The organism is Allopontixanthobacter confluentis (assembly GCF_009827615.1).
Taxonomy (GTDB): domain Bacteria; phylum Pseudomonadota; class Alphaproteobacteria; order Sphingomonadales; family Sphingomonadaceae; genus Allopontixanthobacter; species Allopontixanthobacter confluentis.
The window spans coordinates 725,827-742,390 of the sequence record NZ_WTYU01000002.1; the positions used below are offsets into that span (position 1 = coordinate 725,827).

Below are 16,564 nucleotides of genomic sequence, written 5' to 3' on the forward strand. Positions count from 1 at the left end.
TAAGGCGACGCGCCAGCGCCGCCCTTCAAGCCGCGGCCATTGGGACAGGGCGGCGTAAAAGTCAAGCGCGATCGACTGCCGGAATTGCCCGTTTCGCGGCGCTTCACCACTCAATCTTGCCGCGATTGGCCTTCACCGTGCCGCGGTTCTTCTTGCCCTTGATGCGGGCTTCCTTGTTGATTCGGTTGACCCTGCTTTTCTTGCGGACGCGCGGCGCGTGCTGCGCGTCTTCCAGCATTTGCGTCAGCCGCTTGCGCGCATCTTCCCGATTCGCTTCCTGGGTACGGTAATTGCGCGCGGTCAGCACAATCTCGCCTTTGGAGGTCATTCTGCTGCCGGCAATGGTTTTCAGCCGGTTGAACACCGCCGGTTCCAGCCGCAGCGCAAATACATCGAGCCGCAATTGCACGGCCGTTGCCACCTTGTTGACATTCTGCCCGCCCGGGCCGGAGGAAGCGATAAAACTTTCCTCCATCAGTGCCAGGGCGCGCTCGATGATGTCAGCCATTATCGAAGGTGGGCGCATCTACAACAGGATCGCTGAAGCCCAGCTTGATGAAATCAGCGGGCAGCGGGGCAAGCGCGGTAATGGGCGGTTTGCCAGCGCGGGGCACCGTCAGGCCGGCGGCATGCAGCATGGTGCGCGGCGCATTGCTGTTGCCGCTGGCGGCGTCACCATATACAGGATCACCCAGCAGGGGTTTGCCCAAACCGGCTTCGGCATGGACACGAATCTGGTGGGTGCGGCCGGTTTCGGGCCGGAATTCCACCAGCGTATTGCCGCCCTGCACGTCGATCCGCCGCCAATGGGTGACAGATGGCTTGCCCTTGCGTGCGGCAATCATTCGCCAGCCTTTTTCCGCGCTGCTGATTTTCGACAGCGCCAGTTCAATCGTGCCTTCCGCTTCATCCAGCTCGCCAGCGATTATGCCCAAGTATCGCTTGGTCACCAGACGGTCTTCAAACGCCTTGGAAAACCGCGTCAGCGCCTTGGCATTGCGCGCCAGCAGCAGGCAGCCGGATGTATCGGTATCCAGCCGGTGCACGGCTGCGGGTGGGCGCTGGAAGCCCAGTTTCAAATCTTCGTAATGGTCTTCCAGCGCGGGCCCGCCCTTGCGCGGCCGGTCGATCGAGAGGCCAGCAGGCTTGTTGATCACCAGCGCTTCGCCGTCTTCGAACAAAATCGGAATCATGATGTGAATTTCGCTTTCATCAGGCCACGGACAGCATTGCCCAGCAGAAATCCCTCGTCGAGATCGGCCAACTGCAATTGTGATTCGCGCGCCTTGCCCGTTTCGATCAGCGACCGGCGCAGCACGCCGGGCAGCAGGCCCAGGCTGGCGGGCGGGGTCAGCAATACACCGTCCCGCTCGATAAAGATATTGGTCCAGCACCCTTCCGTCAGCAGCCCGTCATCACGCATGAACAGGGCTTCCCCCGCGCCTTCAGCACGCGCAACATCCAGGGCTGCCTCGTAAAAACCGCGGTCGCTGGTCTTGTGGCGCAAACGCCAGTCGCCTGAATCTACCGGAACGGGCAGCACAATGCAGGACAGCGGGCAGGACAGCGGCTGGCCGGGTGCAGTGTTCAATTCCTGTGCTTCCAGCGCAATTGCGCCGCTGCGGGCCAGTAACAGGCGGACCTTGGCCGGGGCTTCCAGTTCGAAACACAACGCCTGTATCTGGTTGCGCGTCTGGTGACGGTCAAAGGCAAAGCCCAGTTCAGCCGCGCTCAATTTCATGCGTTCAAGGTGCAGTTCCAGCAGTGCCATGCCGGTATCCGGGTCGAACCGCATGGATTCGATCAAATCAAAGCCAGCAGCCACATATTCGGGGGAAGATTGCCGCGCAAAACCGCCCTTGAGGATTGATTCGCGCCATTCAGGCATGGCTTCGCTATCTGCGACAATGGCGGAGCCCACGCCCAGGACTGCCGTGCCCTGGTTGTTTTCGACAGGGGTCAGCCGCAGGGTGCGGATGGCGACATTGAAGGCCGCATCGCCATTGGCATCAATCCGGCCCATGGCGCCGCAATAGGGGCCGCGCGCATCGCGTTCGGCCTCGTTGATAAGCTCCATCGCGCGGATTTTGGGCGCGCCGGTGATGGAACCACAGGGGAAAATAGCACGAATGAGATCGGCCGCGCCCTTGCCCGGTTGCAGGCGGGCGCGAACGGTGGACACCATCTGGTGGACGGTGGGGTAGGATTCGACCGAAAATGGCGCATCCACCCGCACGCTGCCCGCTTCGGCCACGCGCGACAGATCGTTGCGCATCAGGTCCACGATCATCAGGTTTTCGGCCTTGTCCTTCACCGAACCGGCCAGTTCCTGCGCCAATGCCTCGTCCTGGCCCTCGTCTGTCCCGCGCGGGCGGGTGCCTTTCATCGGCTTGACCTTGGCGGCATCCCCGTTGAGGCTGAAAAACAATTCCGGTGACAGGCTGAGCAGCCAATGCGCGCCGTCATAAACCATCCCGCCATAGCCGGCGCTGGCGGCGGGCCGCAGCGCGGCATACAGCGCCACGGGATCGCCGCGATAGCTGCCCACAAGGCGCAAGGTCATGTTGGCCTGATATATATCGCCCGCGCGTATCGCATTCTGCAAGGCGTCGAATGCCTCGACATAGGCGCCGGGTGATAGCTGCGGCTCCAACGGGCCGAGGGACGCCGCGCCTTCCATGTTTTGCGCCAGCCAGTCAGCCATGGCCGCAGGCTTCATGACTTGATGGGTTTCAAACAGGCTCAGCCACACCAGCGGCCCTGCTGCGCCGCTGCGGGCATCGGCCAGCCCCTGCAATCTGGGTTCCAGCGCCAGCCCCGCTTCATAGGCGATATAGCCTGCCAGCGTGCCGCCTCCTGCAAGCCGCGCTGCATCGGCGGCATCCAGCACTGCCGACACTTCGCCGGGGTGGCGGGCCACGAATATGCGGCTGGGCCTTTCATACAGATGCGCGTCGGCAGCATGGGTGCTGCGTGCATCGTCGAGCAGGACAAAGGGTTGCCGGTCGGCCATGGGGATGCCTTAGCCGCTTGTTCGCGCAAGTCGAGATGCTTGACCGCTTGCAGGCTACTAAGCCACACACGCCGCAGCGTCTGGACAGGCGGGTTGCAACGGGAGTGAAGCAAGAGTGAGCGATATTTTTCTGGGCCTTGGCGCCAATGGCGAAAGGCAGAGCCTCAATCTTTCCCGTGCGAACCGCCATGGCCTGATTGCAGGCGCCACCGGCACTGGTAAAACGGTGACGCTGCAAGGGCTGGCAGAAAGTTTCTCTGCCAATGGCGTTCCGGTATTCGTGGCGGACGTAAAGGGCGACCTTGCCGGTATTACCATGGCCGGTTCCCCAACTTTCAAACATGCGGACAAGCTGGAAAGCAGGGCGAAGGAACTGGGCATGGATGATTATGCCTATTCCGATAATCCGGCAGTGTTCTGGGATTTGTATGGCGAACAGGGCCACCCCATCCGCACCACCATTTCCGAAATGGGGCCCTTGCTGCTGTCGCGCCTGCTCGATCTGAACGAGACCCAGGAAGGCGTTCTCAACATCGTGTTCCGCTTTGCCGATGAACAGGGAATGCTGCTGCTGGATCTCGAGGATTTGCAATCCATGCTGATCCATACGTCCGAACACGCCAGCGAACTGACTGCGAAATATGGCAATGTGTCGAAACAGAGCATTGGCGCCATCCAGCGCCAATTGCTCAGTCTGGACAGTCAGGGCGCGGCGCAGTTCTTTGGCGAACCGGCGCTGGAAATTGCCGATTTCATCCGGCTGGATGAACAGGGGCGCGGCTATATCAACGTGCTGGCGGCTGACCGCCTGATGCGCAGCCCCAAGCTTTATGCCACGTTCCTGCTGTGGCTGCTGGCTGAACTTTTCGAAACGCTGCCCGAAGTGGGCGACCCGGAAAAGCCGAAGCTGGTGTTCTTTTTCGATGAAGCGCATCTGCTGTTTGATGATGCGCCCAAGGCGCTGGAAGACAAGATCGAACAGGTCGTGCGCCTGATCCGGTCAAAAGGCGTGGGCGTGTTTTTCGTCACCCAGAACCCGATCGACATTCCCGAAGAAGTGGCAGGGCAACTGGGCAACCGGGTGCAGCACGCGCTGCGCGCCTTTACCCCGCGCGACAAGAAAGCGATTCGCGCAGCGGCAGATACTTTCCGCATCAATCCCGATCTGGATGTGGAACGCGCCATCACCGAATTGCGCGTGGGCGAGGCGCTGGTTTCCACCCTGATGGAAGACGGCGCGCCCAGCATCGTTCAGCAAACCCTGATCAAGCCGCCACGGTCACGGCTGGGCCCGGTCACGCCCAAGGAACGGGCGATCATTCAGTCCATTTCGCCGGTTGACGGCAAATATGATGAACGCGTGGACCGCGAAAGTGCCGCCGAAGTCATCGCCCAGAAAATGGTCGATGCCGCTGAAACGGCGCAGGAAGTGGAAGAACAGGGGCGCGAGAAAGTGGCGGAGCGTGAACGCAAGTCGCCATCCTTGTGGGACGGTCTGGGCGGCAAGGTGGCCAAGGCGGCCGGCGGCGCAGCAGCGGCAAGTGCCGGTTCAATTCTGGCCGCGAAACTCAGCGGAAAGAAAAGCCGGGCCAACCCTACTGCCAGCGCGGCCAGTTCCGCAGCCGGCACAGTGGCCACCGAAATTGGCAAGGCAGTGGGCATTCCGGGCCTTGGCCGTTTCGCCCGCAACCTGATTGGCGGGCTGATGCGCTAGTCAGCCAGAAATCAGGCTGAGGGCAGGCGTATTTCTGCCCGCAGGCCACTTGTGCCATTTGCGGTTGGCCGGTTGGCCAGAACCAGCTGCCCGCCATGCTGTTCGGCAATGGCGCGGGCCAGCGTCAGGCCAAGGCCGGCCCCGCCTGTATCGCGGTTGCGCGATGCTTCGCCGCGGGTAAAGGGTTCCAGCATGGCCGCAATCCGGTCTGCCGGAATGCCTGGCCCGCTATCGTCCACCCGCAACACAATGCCGCTATCGGACTTGATCAGCGATACTTCAGCCGATCCGCCATAGCGCAGTGCATTGCCGATCAGGTTGCGCAATGCGCGGCGAAGCCATGTCACATGGACCGGATGCGCAACGCGCGTGGTCTCCTTCAGAGTAACCGGCTGGCCCATATCCTCGAATTCCTCGACCACGGATGCCACCAGCGCGCCCAGTTCAGCGCGTTCGGGCGGGTCGCCGGCGCGGCCCACGCGGGCGAGCGACAGAATATCGTCGAGCGAGCGGGAAATATCCTCGATCGTATCGGCCATCTTGCCACGTTCGCGCTCGTCCTCGACGCTCTCGATACGCACGCGCAGCGCTGCCAGCGGCGTTTTCAGATCATGACCGATCGCGCCCAGCATCACATCCTTTTCATCCAGCAACGCGCCAATCCGCGCTTCCATGGCGTTATGCGCGGTGATCAGGCGGCGGATATCATCCGGCCCTTGCGCTACCAGCGGCTGGGCCGGTTCCTGTGTGCGCGCGAAATTCTCGGTCCGGGCAGTCAGGATGTTGAGCGGACGGGTAATGCGCCGCAGCAACAGGAAATGCAGGCCGACAAGCAGGACATAAATCAGCAGGGTCTGGAGCACGATGGTGCGGATCGGTCCGGGCTGGCGCGGCGGTTCAGGCACGCGGACGATGGTCCAGTCTGCATCGGGGGATTGGCGCAGGCCCGCCACCAGCAAACGTGCCCTCGGCCCATAATTGCGCACAATGCGGCGTTTGATGCGGGGCCGCCCGTCCAGATAGCCGTCGTCCGCCACCATGCGAGAGACCACGACCAGTTCCGCCACATCAAAGCCCTGCTCAGCCAGAATTTCGCCAAGGGCCTGTTCCTTGTTAGCCGCCCGCCGTTCGCCGGGGAGGGCCGGACTGGTCGGTGACTGTTCCGGCCGCAACGCGCGTGCGCGGTCGGGCAGGCCGTTATTCTGCCGATCCCATCCGCGAAATTCGCCGCGCCGTCTGCTTTGCCTGTTTTCACGGCGCTCCCGAAATTCGGGTTCTGAGGGCATCACCAGCCGGAACGCAGCGGCGTTGAGCACCATCTGCTCACGCCTGTTTTCAGCGGCACGAAACAGCAGGGCCGCTGAAATGGATTGCGCCACCAGCAGCGCCAGCGCCACGGCCAGCAACATCTGGCCAAGCAGGCTTTTGGGCCATAAACGCATCATTTCGGCTGACTGTCCCTGGGCTCACCCTGTTTCAAGTCACCGGCGGAATGTGCACTGCGCCGGACATCGGCAACAAAGCGGTAACCGCCGCCGCGCACTGTCTGGATGAATTGCGGATTGCGCGAATCCAGCTCTATCTTGCGGCGCAGGCGGCTGATCTGGTTGTCCACCGCTCGGTCAAACATATGGGCTTCCCGGCCCTGCACCATGTCGAGCAGGCGGTCGCGGTCCAGAACCTGCCTCGGGTGGTCAAGAAATGCGCGCAGCAGCCGAAATTCTGCCGTCGATACGGCGACAAATGCGCCTTCAGGGTCCGTCAGCCGGTGTTTTAGCGGGTCCAGGGTCCAGCCTTCAAACTGATAGAGCGCGGTCTCTTCAGCCGGCGGCGCGGCGCGCTGCGAACGGCGCAATACCGAGCGGATGCGCGCCACCAGTTCGCGCGGCTCGAACGGTTTTACCACGTAATCATCGGCGCCTATTTCCAGCCCGATGATCCGGTCTGTCGGTTCGCTTTTTGCGGTCAGCAGGATAACGGGCAAGCCGCGCGCTTCGATCAGGTGGCGGCACAGCGAAAGGCCGTCCTCGCCCGGCATCATGATGTCGAGCAGGACAAGATCTGGCACCATGTCCAGCAGCAGGCTGCGTGCGGCGGCCGCACTTTCCGCTTCGGTTACGACAAACCCCTGGCGAGCGAGATACTCGGCCAGGGGTTCACGCAGGCTGGCTTCATCATCCACCAGAAGGATGGCGGTAGGCGCTTCTTGGGTCATGTTACCTCCACGCCTACCTTTGCTTTCATGCCGCAGGCAAGTGCCGCCTGCCTGCATGGCGGTGCATCAATTGGCTGGCGCAGCAGCGCGTTTGGCTTTCCATGCCGCGCGCATGGCAGTGTGTGCAGCTTTGCGCTCTTCCGCCGACACGCTGCCATTATTATCGGTGTCCATGCTGGCAAAACGGCTGTCGGCTGCGGCCATGAATTCTGGCTTGGTGACGGTTTTGTCGCCATTGGCATCGGCCTGCATCAGCATTTTCATCCCGCCGCGCATACCGCCCTGCATACCGGCCCGCATACCGTGGCCGCCGCGCTTGCCGCCATGTCCGCGCATCTCACCGTGCATGGCGTGTTCGCCGCGTGCAGCGCGCTTTTCACCGCGCTGCGTGGGCATTTCGCCGCGCCGTTCCTGGCGGGCATCCTGTGCAGCTTCCATTTCCGCTGCGCTCACGCCGCCGCTCTTGTCAGTATCGAGGCGGGCAAACCTGTTTCCACCACGCTGTTCACGCCGCTCGGCACGCTTTTCCGCGCGCTGGGCGTGCATGGCTTCAAATTCGGCCTGGGTCACTTCGCCATTGCCGTCAGTATCAAGTTTGCTGAACCGTTCTGCCTGGCGGGCTGCGCGGTCAGCAGCATTGATCACGCCGTCCTGGTTAGCATCCATCCGGGCAAACATGGCTGCCGCATGGGTGTTATGTTCAGCGCGGGTGATGATGCCATTGGCATCGCTATCCGCCTTTGCGCCGCGTGCATCAGACGGGCCGGCATACGCCACCGTGCCCAGCGCAAGGGCGGCCACAGAAAGCGTCAGGGGAAAGGTGAATTTACGCATATGTCATGCTCCTCGAAAGATTTGGAAGAGCTGCGGGGTGCCCGTTCTGGGGGAGGGAACCTTGTATGGCACCACCGCAACTCACATTTGACCTTCTAGAGTATCATTGTCGCAGCATTATCCCGAACCTGCGCTTAATTGTCGCAAATTGTCACAGAAGGCCGCCTGTGTTCATCCAGCGGACACGAAACTTTCCTGCACCCGCCACAGAATTACGCCGCATTCATCACAAATGCATTCAGCTTGTTCCCATCAGGATCGCGGAAATAGGCTGCGTAAAACCCGTCATCGCCGCGCGGGCCGGGCGCGCCTTCGTCGCTGCCGCCATGCGCCATGGCAATATCATACAGACGGCCAACCTGTTCCTTGTCAGCCGCTTCCAGCGCCACCATCACGCCATTGCCAACCGTGGCAGGCTGACCGTCAAACGCCTTGGTCGCAGCAATCCCGGGCGCACCGCCCAGTTTGCCCCACGCAATGAAGCTGTCGAATTCCATCATCCGGCCCACGCCCATCTCGGCCGCTATCGCATCGTAGAATTGCGCTGACCGTTCCAGATCATTGGTCCCGACAGTTACATATCCGATCATGGCACATTCTCCCTTCTCACGTGTCAAAACGACTCGCGAGGAGGGAGAACATTACCAGAACAGATGTGCCATGCCAAGCTGGCGGACGCTGGTCAGAGCGGCTTGCAGCCTTCCTCGACCCAGGCCCGCACGTCGCCTTCCAACTGCGGCAGCAGAATGTCTCGGACGTGTGCGTGGTAATCGTTCCACCAGGTTTTCTCTTCCGGTGTCAGCAGGGAAACATCGACCATGCTGCGGTCAATCGGCACGAAGGTGAGCGTTTCAAAGCCCAGATATTCGCCTTCCGCCCCGTCGATCTGGCGCGGTTCGACCAGCACCAGATTTTCGATGCGGATGCCATATTCGCCCGCCTTGTAATAGCCCGGCTCGTTCGACAGGAACATGCCAGCCTGGAGCGGCTCGTCCGTGCCGGCCTGCCCGCCGCCTGATTTGGCAATGCGCTGCGGCCCTTCGTGGACCATCAGGAAGCTGCCGACACCGTGGCCGGTACCATGGGCATAATCCACGCCTGCCTGCCACAGGAACTGGCGGGCAAAGGCATCAAGCTGGCTGCCAGCCGTGTTTTCCGGGAAAATGGCGCGGGCAATGGCGATGTGGCCTTTGAGCACGCGGGTAAAGCGGTCCTTCACTTCTGCGGGCGGATCGCCCGGCCCGATCCACACGGTGCGGGTGATGTCGGTGGTGCCATCCAGATATTGCCCGCCTGAATCGACCAGATAGACGCTGCCCGACGCAATCGGCAGATTGCTGTCTTCATCCACGCGGTAATGCGGAATTGCCGCATGGGGGCCTGCTGCGGAAATCGTGTCGAAGGACAATTCCTTCAGCTTGCCGGTTTCCTCGCGGAAGGCATGCAGTTTTGCAGCGGCGGACAATTCCGTTTCACCGCCCTTGGGCGCTTCGATGGACAGCCAGTGGAGGAAGCGGGACACAGCCGCGCCGTCGCGCGCCTGCGCATCGCGGTGGCCCTGTTGTTCGACCGGGTTCTTGATCGCCTTGGGCAGCAGCGCGGGATCGCGTTCCGCCACGGCCTGCGCACCGGCATCTTCCAGCGCCTTGAAAATGGCGGCGACCCCGCTGTTGGGGTCCACCGCGACTTTCCTGCCCTTCATGGCGGCAAGCGCGCTCTCAAATTCATCACGCGGGCGGACAGTCACCGCATTGCCCAGATGCTGCGCCAGTTCCGGCGAGACTTTTTCAGGCGCAATGAACAGGTCTGCGGTGCCGTCGCTATTGGCAATCACGAATGACAGCGCAACCGGCGTGCGGTCCACATCCGCGCCGCGAATGTTGAGCAGCCATGCCACCGAATCAAGCGCGCCGATAACGGCGGCATCCAGCCCTTCGGATTTCAGCCAGTCGGCCACCATAGCGCGCTTTTCCGCGCTGGATTGCCCGGCAAAGGCATCATCATGCACCATCGCCATGGCGGCTGATGGTTCGGGCTGGTCTTCCCACACGGCATCAACCGGATTGGTATCGACTGCCACAAGTTCGCCGCCCACCTTGGCCAGCGCGGCCGAAACCCGGTCGGCCCACGCCTTCGTATGGAGCCATGCATCATAGCCGATGCGCGGGTTCTTATCGGCATTGGCGGCAATCCATTTGCCCATGTCATCCTTGGGCACCTGGCAATAATCGTAAAGCGCGCTGTCCACCTGATCGCGCACCTGAATGGTGTAGCGGCCATCGACAAACATGGCCGCCTTGTGTTTCAGCACCACGGCGCTGCCGGCCGATCCGCCAAAGCCGGTCAGCCAGGCCAGCCTCTGGGCATAGCCGCCGACATATTCGGACATATGTTCATCGGAAATCGGAATGACGAAACCGTCGAGCTCGCGGCGCTTCAATTCCTCGCGCAGGGCATTCAGACGGGCTTCGTGGGTTTGCATAAGCATGGTTGCGGTCCTTTCGTGACCCACATAGAGCTTGTCCATGACCAATTCCACCTCTGCGGCCCCTGTTGCTGCACCGCTCGCCCTGAAAAAGCCTTCCGTCACCACCCATCACGGCATCGACGTGCGGGATGATTACGCGTGGCTGCGCGATCCTGACTATCCCAAGGTGGAGAACAAGGAGATCCTTGCGCATCTGGCGGCAGAGAACGCCTGGTTCGAACAGCGCATGGCCCCGCACCGCCCGCTGGTGGACGCATTGTTCAAGGAAATGCGCGCCCGCATCAAGGAAGCCGATGCCTCCGTCCCGCAAAAGGATGGCGACTGGCTCTATTGGGTCGAATATGAAGAAGGCGCGGAATACAGGAAATGGTGGCGCAGGCCGGTGGCAGGCCCGAATGATGGAACAGGCGCCGAACTGATCCTGGACGAACCGGAACTGGCCAAGGGCAAGGAATATTTCCGCCTGGGCGCGCTGGCGGTCAGCAAGGATGGCACCAAACTGGCCTATTCCATCGACGATAATGGCTCTGAACGCTTCACCGCGCGGGTCAAGGATCTTGTCACGGGCGCAATGCTGGCTGATGAAATCCCCGGCACTTTGTCCTCGCTCGTCTGGTGCGCGAATGACCGGGCGCTGGTCTACAGCCTCGCCAATGAACAGTGGCGGACGGACAATGCCCGGCTGCACTGGCTGGGGCAAAGTGTTGAAGACGATGTTGAACTGTATCACGAGGATGACGAAGGCTACCGCGTAGGTTCCGCCCTTTCGTCGAACGAGAAATACATCATCATCGCCGCGGGCGACCATGAAACGGGCGAGGCTTACCTTATTCCGGCGGATGATCCGCTGCACCCGCCGATGCTGGTGAAAGCGCGGGAAAAAGGCGTCGAATATGACGTGGACGAACGCGATGGCACCTTGTTCATTCTGGCCAATGACAGCCATGAGAATTTCCGCGTGGCGACAGCTTCCATCGACAATCCGGCGGATTGGCAGACGCTGATCGAAGGGTCGGATGCATTCTACATCACCGGGCTGGAGCTGTTCCGCGATTTCTACGTGGTGGAAGGGCGGATCGGCGGCCTCGATCGGATTGAACTGCGCTATTACGACCAGCCGGACCGGATTGAACCGATTACCTTCCCCGAAGCGAGCTATAGCGCGGGCCTGGGCGATAACCGCGAATGGCACATGGAAAAGCTGCGGGTCGATTATGAAAGCATGGTCAGCCCGGCAACGGTCTATGACTATGATGTGAAGGCCGGCACACTGGAAACGCTGAAAGTGCAGGAAATTCCGTCTGGCTATGATGCGGATCTCTACACCACGCAGCGGATGGAAATTACTGCGCGCGATGGCACATCAGTGCCGGTCAGCGTGCTGTATCGCAAGGACCGGCAGGCAGGCGGCCCGCTGCATCTCTATGGTTATGGCGCTTATGGCATTTCCATTCCGCCCGGTTTTTCGACCACCCGTTTCAGCCTGGTGGACCGGGGCTTTGCCTATGCCATCGCGCATATCCGCGGGGGTGATGACCTGGGGCGGGCATGGTACAAGGCAGGCAAGCTGAAAAGCCGCACCAATGCCTTCACCGATTTTGTGGATGTGGCGCGCGGGCTGATTGACTGCGGGCTGACGCAGGCAGGCAGGATCAGCATTTCGGGCGGGTCTGCCGGCGGCGAACTGATGGGCGCGGTGATCAATTCCGACCCTGAATTGTTCGGCGCGGTGGTGGCCCATGTTCCGTTCGTGGATGTGCTGGCGACCATGCTCGATTCCACCCTGCCGCTGACGCCGGGTGAATGGCCCGAATGGGGCAACCCGATAGAGGACCGCGAGGCGTTTGAACTGATTTCATCCTACAGCCCCTATGATCAGGTGAAACGGCAGGATTATCCGCCGCTGCTGGTGACTGCGGGCCTTAACGATCCGCGTGTGACCTATTGGGAACCGGCCAAATGGGTTGCCAAATTGCGCGACATGAAGACCGACCAAAACGAATTGCTGCTCAAAACCAATATGGGCGCAGGCCATGGCGGGAAATCGGGCCGGTTTGAAAGTCTGACCGAAACAGCGGAGGAATTCGCCTTCATCCTGTGGCAGATGGGCATGGCGGAATGACATCTTCCCACACACTGACTTTTACCGCGCAGCCAGACCATATTGACGAGTTGGGCCATGTGAACAATGCGGTATGGGTGCAATGGGTGCAGGATATGGCAACCGCCCATTGGAATGCCGTGGCCGCGCCTGAACATATCGCCGCCTATGCATGGGTCGTAATCCGCCATGAACTGGATTACCGCGGCAATATTGTCGCCGGTGAAAGCGTGACGGGAGAAACCTTCATCCCCGGCCAGCCAAGCGGGGCCAAGTTTGATCGCCGGGTCGATTTTCGCAACAGCGCGGGCAAGGTCATCGTCAGTGCCAACACCACCTGGGCCATGATTGACCGGGAAAGCGGGCGCTTGTGCCGGGTGCGGCCCGATATATCAGCGCCGTTTCTGGCCTAGGCCGCTGCGCTGGCAACAGCCTTGGTGCCGCCGGGTTCGAAATAGGTCAGCTTTTCCGACATGGTGCGATTGCGCCCGGCGGATTTAGCTTCATACAACAGCCGGTCGGCGCGGGTGTATAATTCGGCAAAGTCGATTTTTTCCATTCCGCGTTCCGGCAATTCCACCAGGCCCATGCTGGCCGTTACCAGCCGGTCCAGATCTGCGCCGCAGCGCGCCACGCGCCCTGGTATCGCCTGTCGCCGCCGTTCCGCGCGGGCTGCTGCATCCGGCCCGCGCAGCAACAGCAGAAATTCCTCGCCCCCCAGCCGCACTGCCAGCGTGTCATCGTCAGCATCCAGCGCGGCGGCCACGGCCACCAGCACGGCATCACCGCAGGCATGGCCAAAATCATCATTTACCCGTTTGAAATGGTCCAGATCGACCAGCGCGAAGGTGTCAAAGCCATCGGCGCGCAGTGCCGCAAACTTCGGCTCGATCGCGCGGCGGTTCATCAGGCCCGTCAGCGGATCGCGGCGGGACAGCGATCCCAGGACCGCTGCATCAGCGCGGGCATGGTCGCGCTGTTCCTTGATGATCATGAACCGGTCCGCCACGCCCAGCGAGGTGATCAGCACCTCGAACCCGATGGCCAGCGTGAATGGCACCAGCGCATCTGTGGGTTCTGGCCCAATTCCCAGATTGCTGCCCACGCGCACCAGACCGATAATGTAGATTGGCGTCCAGGCAATGATCTGGAACCACACGGCACGGCTGCCGCGGCGGGCTGCCTGCGCCATGGACAATGCCAGAACCAGCATCATCGGGATGAAACTGGCGTAATAAAGCTGGTTGCCCACATCGCGCATGGCCGGAATTTTGAAAGCGTAAACCGCGCTGCTAATGACGATGAAGGCCGCACACAGGCGCAGCGCTTTTCTGGTCGCTTCGGGCAAGCGGTCTTTCTCGATGAAATCAGCTGCAAACATGCACGCCCCGCTCAGGGAAACGGCCAATGCCGCCTGCATCAGCGGGTTCATCTGGCTGTGGGTCAGCGGCACCAGCCACAGGATGATACCGCTGCTGATCAGGGTCTGGCCGATCATCCCGATGGCGACAACCATATGCCACAGCAGAAATCGTTCGCGCAGGACGTGCCAGAAGCCGAGGTTGAAAAACAAGGGCGCGCACAGCAAACCGCAGATCGCCGCCAGCACCAGCAGCGTGCCTATCGGCCATGCGGCCTCGCGCACGGATGAGGTCAGTCGGGCCTGCGTGATGGTCGATGCGCTCCACGTGCCGTCCATCGCCGCGATGACTTCGATGCTGTCAGACGTTACACGCGGCAATTCCAGAATGAAGAACGGGCCGCCTTTCACAGGCTTGCTCTGGGCCATGGTGTAATCGGCGGTACGCAGCGTCCCGTCACGGTCCCGCACGGTCAGACTTATGGTCTCAAAACTGCCGATACTGGTGACAAAGTAGCGGGAGGGCGTATCCTGCCCTTCTACCTCAAACCGTAACAGGTTGGTCATTCTGCGCTGCAGATAATCGCGCCCGCTGCAATTCCACGCCACATTCCGGGCGGATATCTGCGGCGCTGCTTCGGTTTTATGCACTGCTGCATGGCACGTGGCCGACACGGGCGCTGCCGCGGCAATGGCGGGGTATGAAACCGCCAGTCCAAAAAACAGCCCAGAAGCCAGCCCAGAAGCCAGCCCAGCCTTCGACAGGGCCGCGACACATGCCGCGCACCATGTCCTTAACAGTGCTGAAATTGCCCGGTACATGCCGCGTGTCTAGTCAAACAGCTTTGACAGGACGTTAAAAAATCCAGAAATATCAGTGGCGGCGGTGGCTTTGCGTTAACCATTCCGCCGCCGTCGCAGGCGTCTTTTGCAGCCGTCAGGCGAGAATATCGGCCACGGACACAAAATCGTAGCCCAGCTCTTTGGCCACCGCTTCATAGGCAACTTTACCGCCGTGAACATTAAGACCTTCTGCCAGATGCGGATTGGCGCGCATGGCATCTTTCCAGCCCATCCGTGCAATACGCAGGGCGTGGGGCAGGGTCACATTGTTCAGCGCATATGTGCTGGTGCGGGCCACGGCGCCGGGCATATTGGCAACGCAATAATGGACGATATCATCCACCACATACGTCGGATCGGCATGGGTGGTAGCGTGGCTGGTTTCAAAACAGCCGCCCTGGTCAATCGCCACATCCACCAGCACCGCGCCCGGCTTCATCTGTTTCAGCATATCGCGGGTGATCAGTTTGGGGGCCGCTGCCCCGGGGATCAGTACCGCGCCAATCACCAGATCCGCTTCAAACACGGCTTCTTCCAGATTGGCCTTGTTGGAAAAGCGGGTCGATGCGCGGTTTTCGAAAAAGGTGCCGACCTTGTCCAGCACTTCAGGATCGCGGTCCATGATGGTCACCTGGCCGCCCAGGCCCACCGCCATCTGGGCAGCGTTGAAGCCCACGACCCCGCCGCCGATAACCACAACCTTGCCCGGCATCACGCCCGGCACACCGCCCAGCAGCACGCCGCGCCCGCCATGGGCCTTTTCCAGCGCGGTTGCGCCGGCCTGAATGCTCATCCGGCCTGCCACCTGGCTCATCGGTTTCAGCAAGGGCAGGCTGCCACCTTCGCCTGTCACCGTTTCATAGGCAATTGCCGTCACGCCTGATTTGACCAGATCGGCAGTCTGCTCCGGATCGGGGGCAAGGTGCAGATAAGTATAAAGGATCTGGTCGCGCCGCAATTTGGCGCGTTCCACTGCCTGCGGCTCCTTGACCTTCACAATCATCTCGCATTCGGCAAACAGGGCGTCCGGGCCGTCTTTGATTTCGGCACCGGCATTGCGGTAGGCATCATCGGTCGCGCCAATACCCATGCCAGCGCCCGTTTCCATCCACACATCATGCCCGTTAACCGTCAGTTCCTTGACGCTCTCGGGAGTCAGGCCAACACGATATTCGTGGTTCTTGATTTCTTTCGGGCAACCGATACGCATGGAAGTGCTCCTTGGCAGCGCGGCTGCCGGATGGGGGTTCGGCAAAGCCGTTACAAGTGAAACGATTTTTAGGCAACATTACAGGATTGCAACGGCCGATTGTGCGCTATGGGTCCGGCCATGCAATTCGATATGTCAAAGCTGGATGCGGCTGAACGATACAAGCTGCTGGTCAACACCATCACTCCCCGCCCGATCGCGTGGGTGGTGACGCAGGATGCGGCGGGCAACCGCAATGCCGCGCCCTACAGTTTCTTCAACGCCATGGGTTCAGACCCGGCGCTGGTGGCCATCTTCATGGGGCCTGACGATGTGCGGAGCCCGTCCGGGCAGAAGGACAGCCTGCGCGCCATCCGCGAAACAGGGGAATTCACCGTTGCGCTGGTGAGCGAAGATGATGCGCCAAAAATGGTCCGCAGCGCCACTGACGCACCGGCAGGAGTGGATGAGCTGGCACTGCTGGATATTCCCACGCGCCCCGCCAGCATGGTCACGCCGCCGCTGATCGCATCTGCACCGGTTACCTATGAATGCCGATTGTGGCAGTTCATCGAAACCACGGCCAATGCCGGAATAGTGCTGGGCGAAGTGGTGGCGATGGACATTGACGACCGCCTGCTGGGCGAAGAAAACGGCCGTCTGCGGATTGATGCGCCAGCGATGAAGCTGGTTGGCCGGGCGCATGGTGCCGGCTGGTATTGGCGCGGTAGCGACCAGCTCAGGATTGACCGCCAGAACTGGCCGCTGGACCAGACCTGACCCTGCAACGCGGTTTATCGGATTGCC

Annotated in this window: 14 protein-coding genes; 4 read left to right on the plus strand and 10 right to left on the minus strand. The window is 61.2% G+C overall.

Annotation, left to right across the window (positions count from 1 at the left end; genetic code table 11):
- Window positions 1-103 precede the first annotated feature (103 nt).
- The 3 genes from arfB to pabB are packed head-to-tail and all read right to left on the minus strand — an operon-like array spanning window position 104 to window position 3,013.
- Window positions 104-508 carry an alternative ribosome rescue aminoacyl-tRNA hydrolase ArfB gene (gene arfB / locus GRI44_RS11790; protein ID WP_160601957.1) on the minus strand — a complete coding sequence of 135 codons (405 nt, stop codon included), beginning with the start codon at window positions 506-508 and terminating at the stop codon, window positions 104-106.
- Entirely contained in the window at window positions 501-1,196 is a 696-nt protein-coding gene (locus GRI44_RS11795) for an RluA family pseudouridine synthase (protein ID WP_160602381.1), read from the minus strand. Before GRI44_RS11795 ends, arfB begins: the two co-directional genes overlap by 8 nt.
- Window positions 1,190-3,013: an aminodeoxychorismate synthase component I gene (gene pabB / locus GRI44_RS11800; RefSeq protein WP_160601958.1), complete on the minus strand. Its 1,824-nt coding sequence runs from the start codon at window positions 3,011-3,013 to the stop codon at window positions 1,190-1,192. Before pabB ends, GRI44_RS11795 begins: the two co-directional genes overlap by 7 nt.
- Before the next feature lie 115 nt (window positions 3,014-3,128).
- On the opposite strand from pabB, the gene GRI44_RS11805 reads away from it, so the two are divergent.
- Window positions 3,129-4,727 carry a helicase HerA-like domain-containing protein gene (locus tag GRI44_RS11805; protein ID WP_160601959.1) on the plus strand — a complete coding sequence of 533 codons (1,599 nt, stop codon included), beginning with the start codon at window positions 3,129-3,131 and terminating at the stop codon, window positions 4,725-4,727.
- Between the two features lie 11 nt (window positions 4,728-4,738).
- Here GRI44_RS11805 and GRI44_RS11810 read toward each other — a convergent pair whose 3' ends face one another.
- The 5 genes from GRI44_RS11810 to GRI44_RS11830 all read right to left on the minus strand — a co-directional run bounded on the left by GRI44_RS11810 (window position 4,739) and on the right by GRI44_RS11830 (window position 10,264).
- Window positions 4,739-6,172 carry a sensor histidine kinase gene (locus GRI44_RS11810; RefSeq protein ID WP_160601960.1) on the minus strand — a complete coding sequence of 478 codons (1,434 nt, stop codon included), beginning with the start codon at window positions 6,170-6,172 and terminating at the stop codon, window positions 4,739-4,741.
- On the minus strand, window positions 6,169-6,942 hold the full coding sequence (locus GRI44_RS11815; RefSeq protein ID WP_160601961.1) for a response regulator: 774 nt from the start codon (window positions 6,940-6,942) through the stop codon (window positions 6,169-6,171). Before GRI44_RS11815 ends, GRI44_RS11810 begins: the two co-directional genes overlap by 4 nt.
- Window positions 6,943-7,008: 66 nt before the next feature.
- Window positions 7,009-7,776, minus strand: a complete 768-nt coding sequence (locus tag GRI44_RS11820) for an EF-hand domain-containing protein (protein WP_160601962.1) — start codon at window positions 7,774-7,776, stop codon at window positions 7,009-7,011.
- Between the two features lie 212 nt (window positions 7,777-7,988).
- On the minus strand, window positions 7,989-8,366 hold the full coding sequence (locus tag GRI44_RS11825) for a VOC family protein (RefSeq protein ID WP_160601963.1): 378 nt from the start codon (window positions 8,364-8,366) through the stop codon (window positions 7,989-7,991).
- A gap of 92 nt (window positions 8,367-8,458) precedes the next feature.
- Window positions 8,459-10,264: an aminopeptidase P family protein gene (locus GRI44_RS11830; RefSeq protein ID WP_160601964.1), complete on the minus strand. Its 1,806-nt coding sequence runs from the start codon at window positions 10,262-10,264 to the stop codon at window positions 8,459-8,461.
- Window positions 10,265-10,301: 37 nt separating this feature from the next.
- Between GRI44_RS11830 and GRI44_RS11835 the strand changes: the two genes are divergently transcribed.
- Together GRI44_RS11835 and GRI44_RS11840 are read left to right on the plus strand one after the other, a co-directional pair.
- Window positions 10,302-12,386: a S9 family peptidase gene (locus tag GRI44_RS11835; protein ID WP_160601965.1), complete on the plus strand. Its 2,085-nt coding sequence runs from the start codon at window positions 10,302-10,304 to the stop codon at window positions 12,384-12,386.
- Window positions 12,383-12,778 carry an acyl-CoA thioesterase gene (locus tag GRI44_RS11840; RefSeq protein WP_160601966.1) on the plus strand — a complete coding sequence of 132 codons (396 nt, stop codon included), beginning with the start codon at window positions 12,383-12,385 and terminating at the stop codon, window positions 12,776-12,778. Before GRI44_RS11835 ends, GRI44_RS11840 begins: the two co-directional genes overlap by 4 nt.
- On the opposite strand, the gene GRI44_RS11845 is transcribed toward GRI44_RS11840, so the two are convergent.
- Together GRI44_RS11845 and ald are read right to left on the minus strand one after the other, a co-directional pair.
- A complete protein-coding gene (locus tag GRI44_RS11845; RefSeq protein ID WP_160601967.1) occupies window positions 12,775-14,292 on the minus strand; it encodes a sensor domain-containing diguanylate cyclase in 1,518 nt (505 codons plus the stop codon). The two genes, GRI44_RS11840 and GRI44_RS11845, sit on opposite strands and share 4 nt — an antisense overlap.
- Before the next feature lie 370 nt (window positions 14,293-14,662).
- Window positions 14,663-15,778, minus strand: a complete 1,116-nt coding sequence (gene ald / locus GRI44_RS11850; RefSeq protein ID WP_160601968.1) for an alanine dehydrogenase — start codon at window positions 15,776-15,778, stop codon at window positions 14,663-14,665.
- 120 nt (window positions 15,779-15,898) lie between these two features.
- On the opposite strand from ald, the gene GRI44_RS11855 reads away from it, so the two are divergent.
- Complete coding sequence (locus tag GRI44_RS11855) at window positions 15,899-16,537, plus strand: flavin reductase family protein (protein WP_160601969.1); 639 nt, start codon at window positions 15,899-15,901, stop codon at window positions 16,535-16,537.
- Window positions 16,538-16,564: the final 27 nt, after the last annotated feature.

Coding starts and splice junctions, on each gene's coding strand:
- arfB (WP_160601957.1), bottom strand. CDS start 508: ATGGCTGACATCATCGAGCGCGCCCTGGCACTGATGGAGGAAAGTTTT.
- pabB (WP_160601958.1), bottom strand. CDS start 3,013: ATGGCCGACCGGCAACCCTTTGTCCTGCTCGACGATGCACGCAGCACC.
- GRI44_RS11810 (WP_160601960.1), bottom strand. CDS start 6,172: ATGATGCGTTTATGGCCCAAAAGCCTGCTTGGCCAGATGTTGCTGGCC.
- GRI44_RS11815 (WP_160601961.1), bottom strand. CDS start 6,942: ATGACCCAAGAAGCGCCTACCGCCATCCTTCTGGTGGATGATGAAGCC.
- GRI44_RS11820 (WP_160601962.1), bottom strand. CDS start 7,776: ATGCGTAAATTCACCTTTCCCCTGACGCTTTCTGTGGCCGCCCTTGCG.
- GRI44_RS11825 (WP_160601963.1), bottom strand. CDS start 8,366: ATGATCGGATATGTAACTGTCGGGACCAATGATCTGGAACGGTCAGCG.
- GRI44_RS11830 (WP_160601964.1), bottom strand. CDS start 10,264: ATGCTTATGCAAACCCACGAAGCCCGTCTGAATGCCCTGCGCGAGGAA.
- GRI44_RS11835 (WP_160601965.1), top strand. CDS start 10,302: ATGACCAATTCCACCTCTGCGGCCCCTGTTGCTGCACCGCTCGCCCTG.
- GRI44_RS11840 (WP_160601966.1), top strand. CDS start 12,383: ATGACATCTTCCCACACACTGACTTTTACCGCGCAGCCAGACCATATT.
- GRI44_RS11845 (WP_160601967.1), bottom strand. CDS start 14,292: ATGACCAACCTGTTACGGTTTGAGGTAGAAGGGCAGGATACGCCCTCC.
- ald (WP_160601968.1), bottom strand. CDS start 15,778: ATGCGTATCGGTTGCCCGAAAGAAATCAAGAACCACGAATATCGTGTT.
- GRI44_RS11855 (WP_160601969.1), top strand. CDS start 15,899: ATGCAATTCGATATGTCAAAGCTGGATGCGGCTGAACGATACAAGCTG.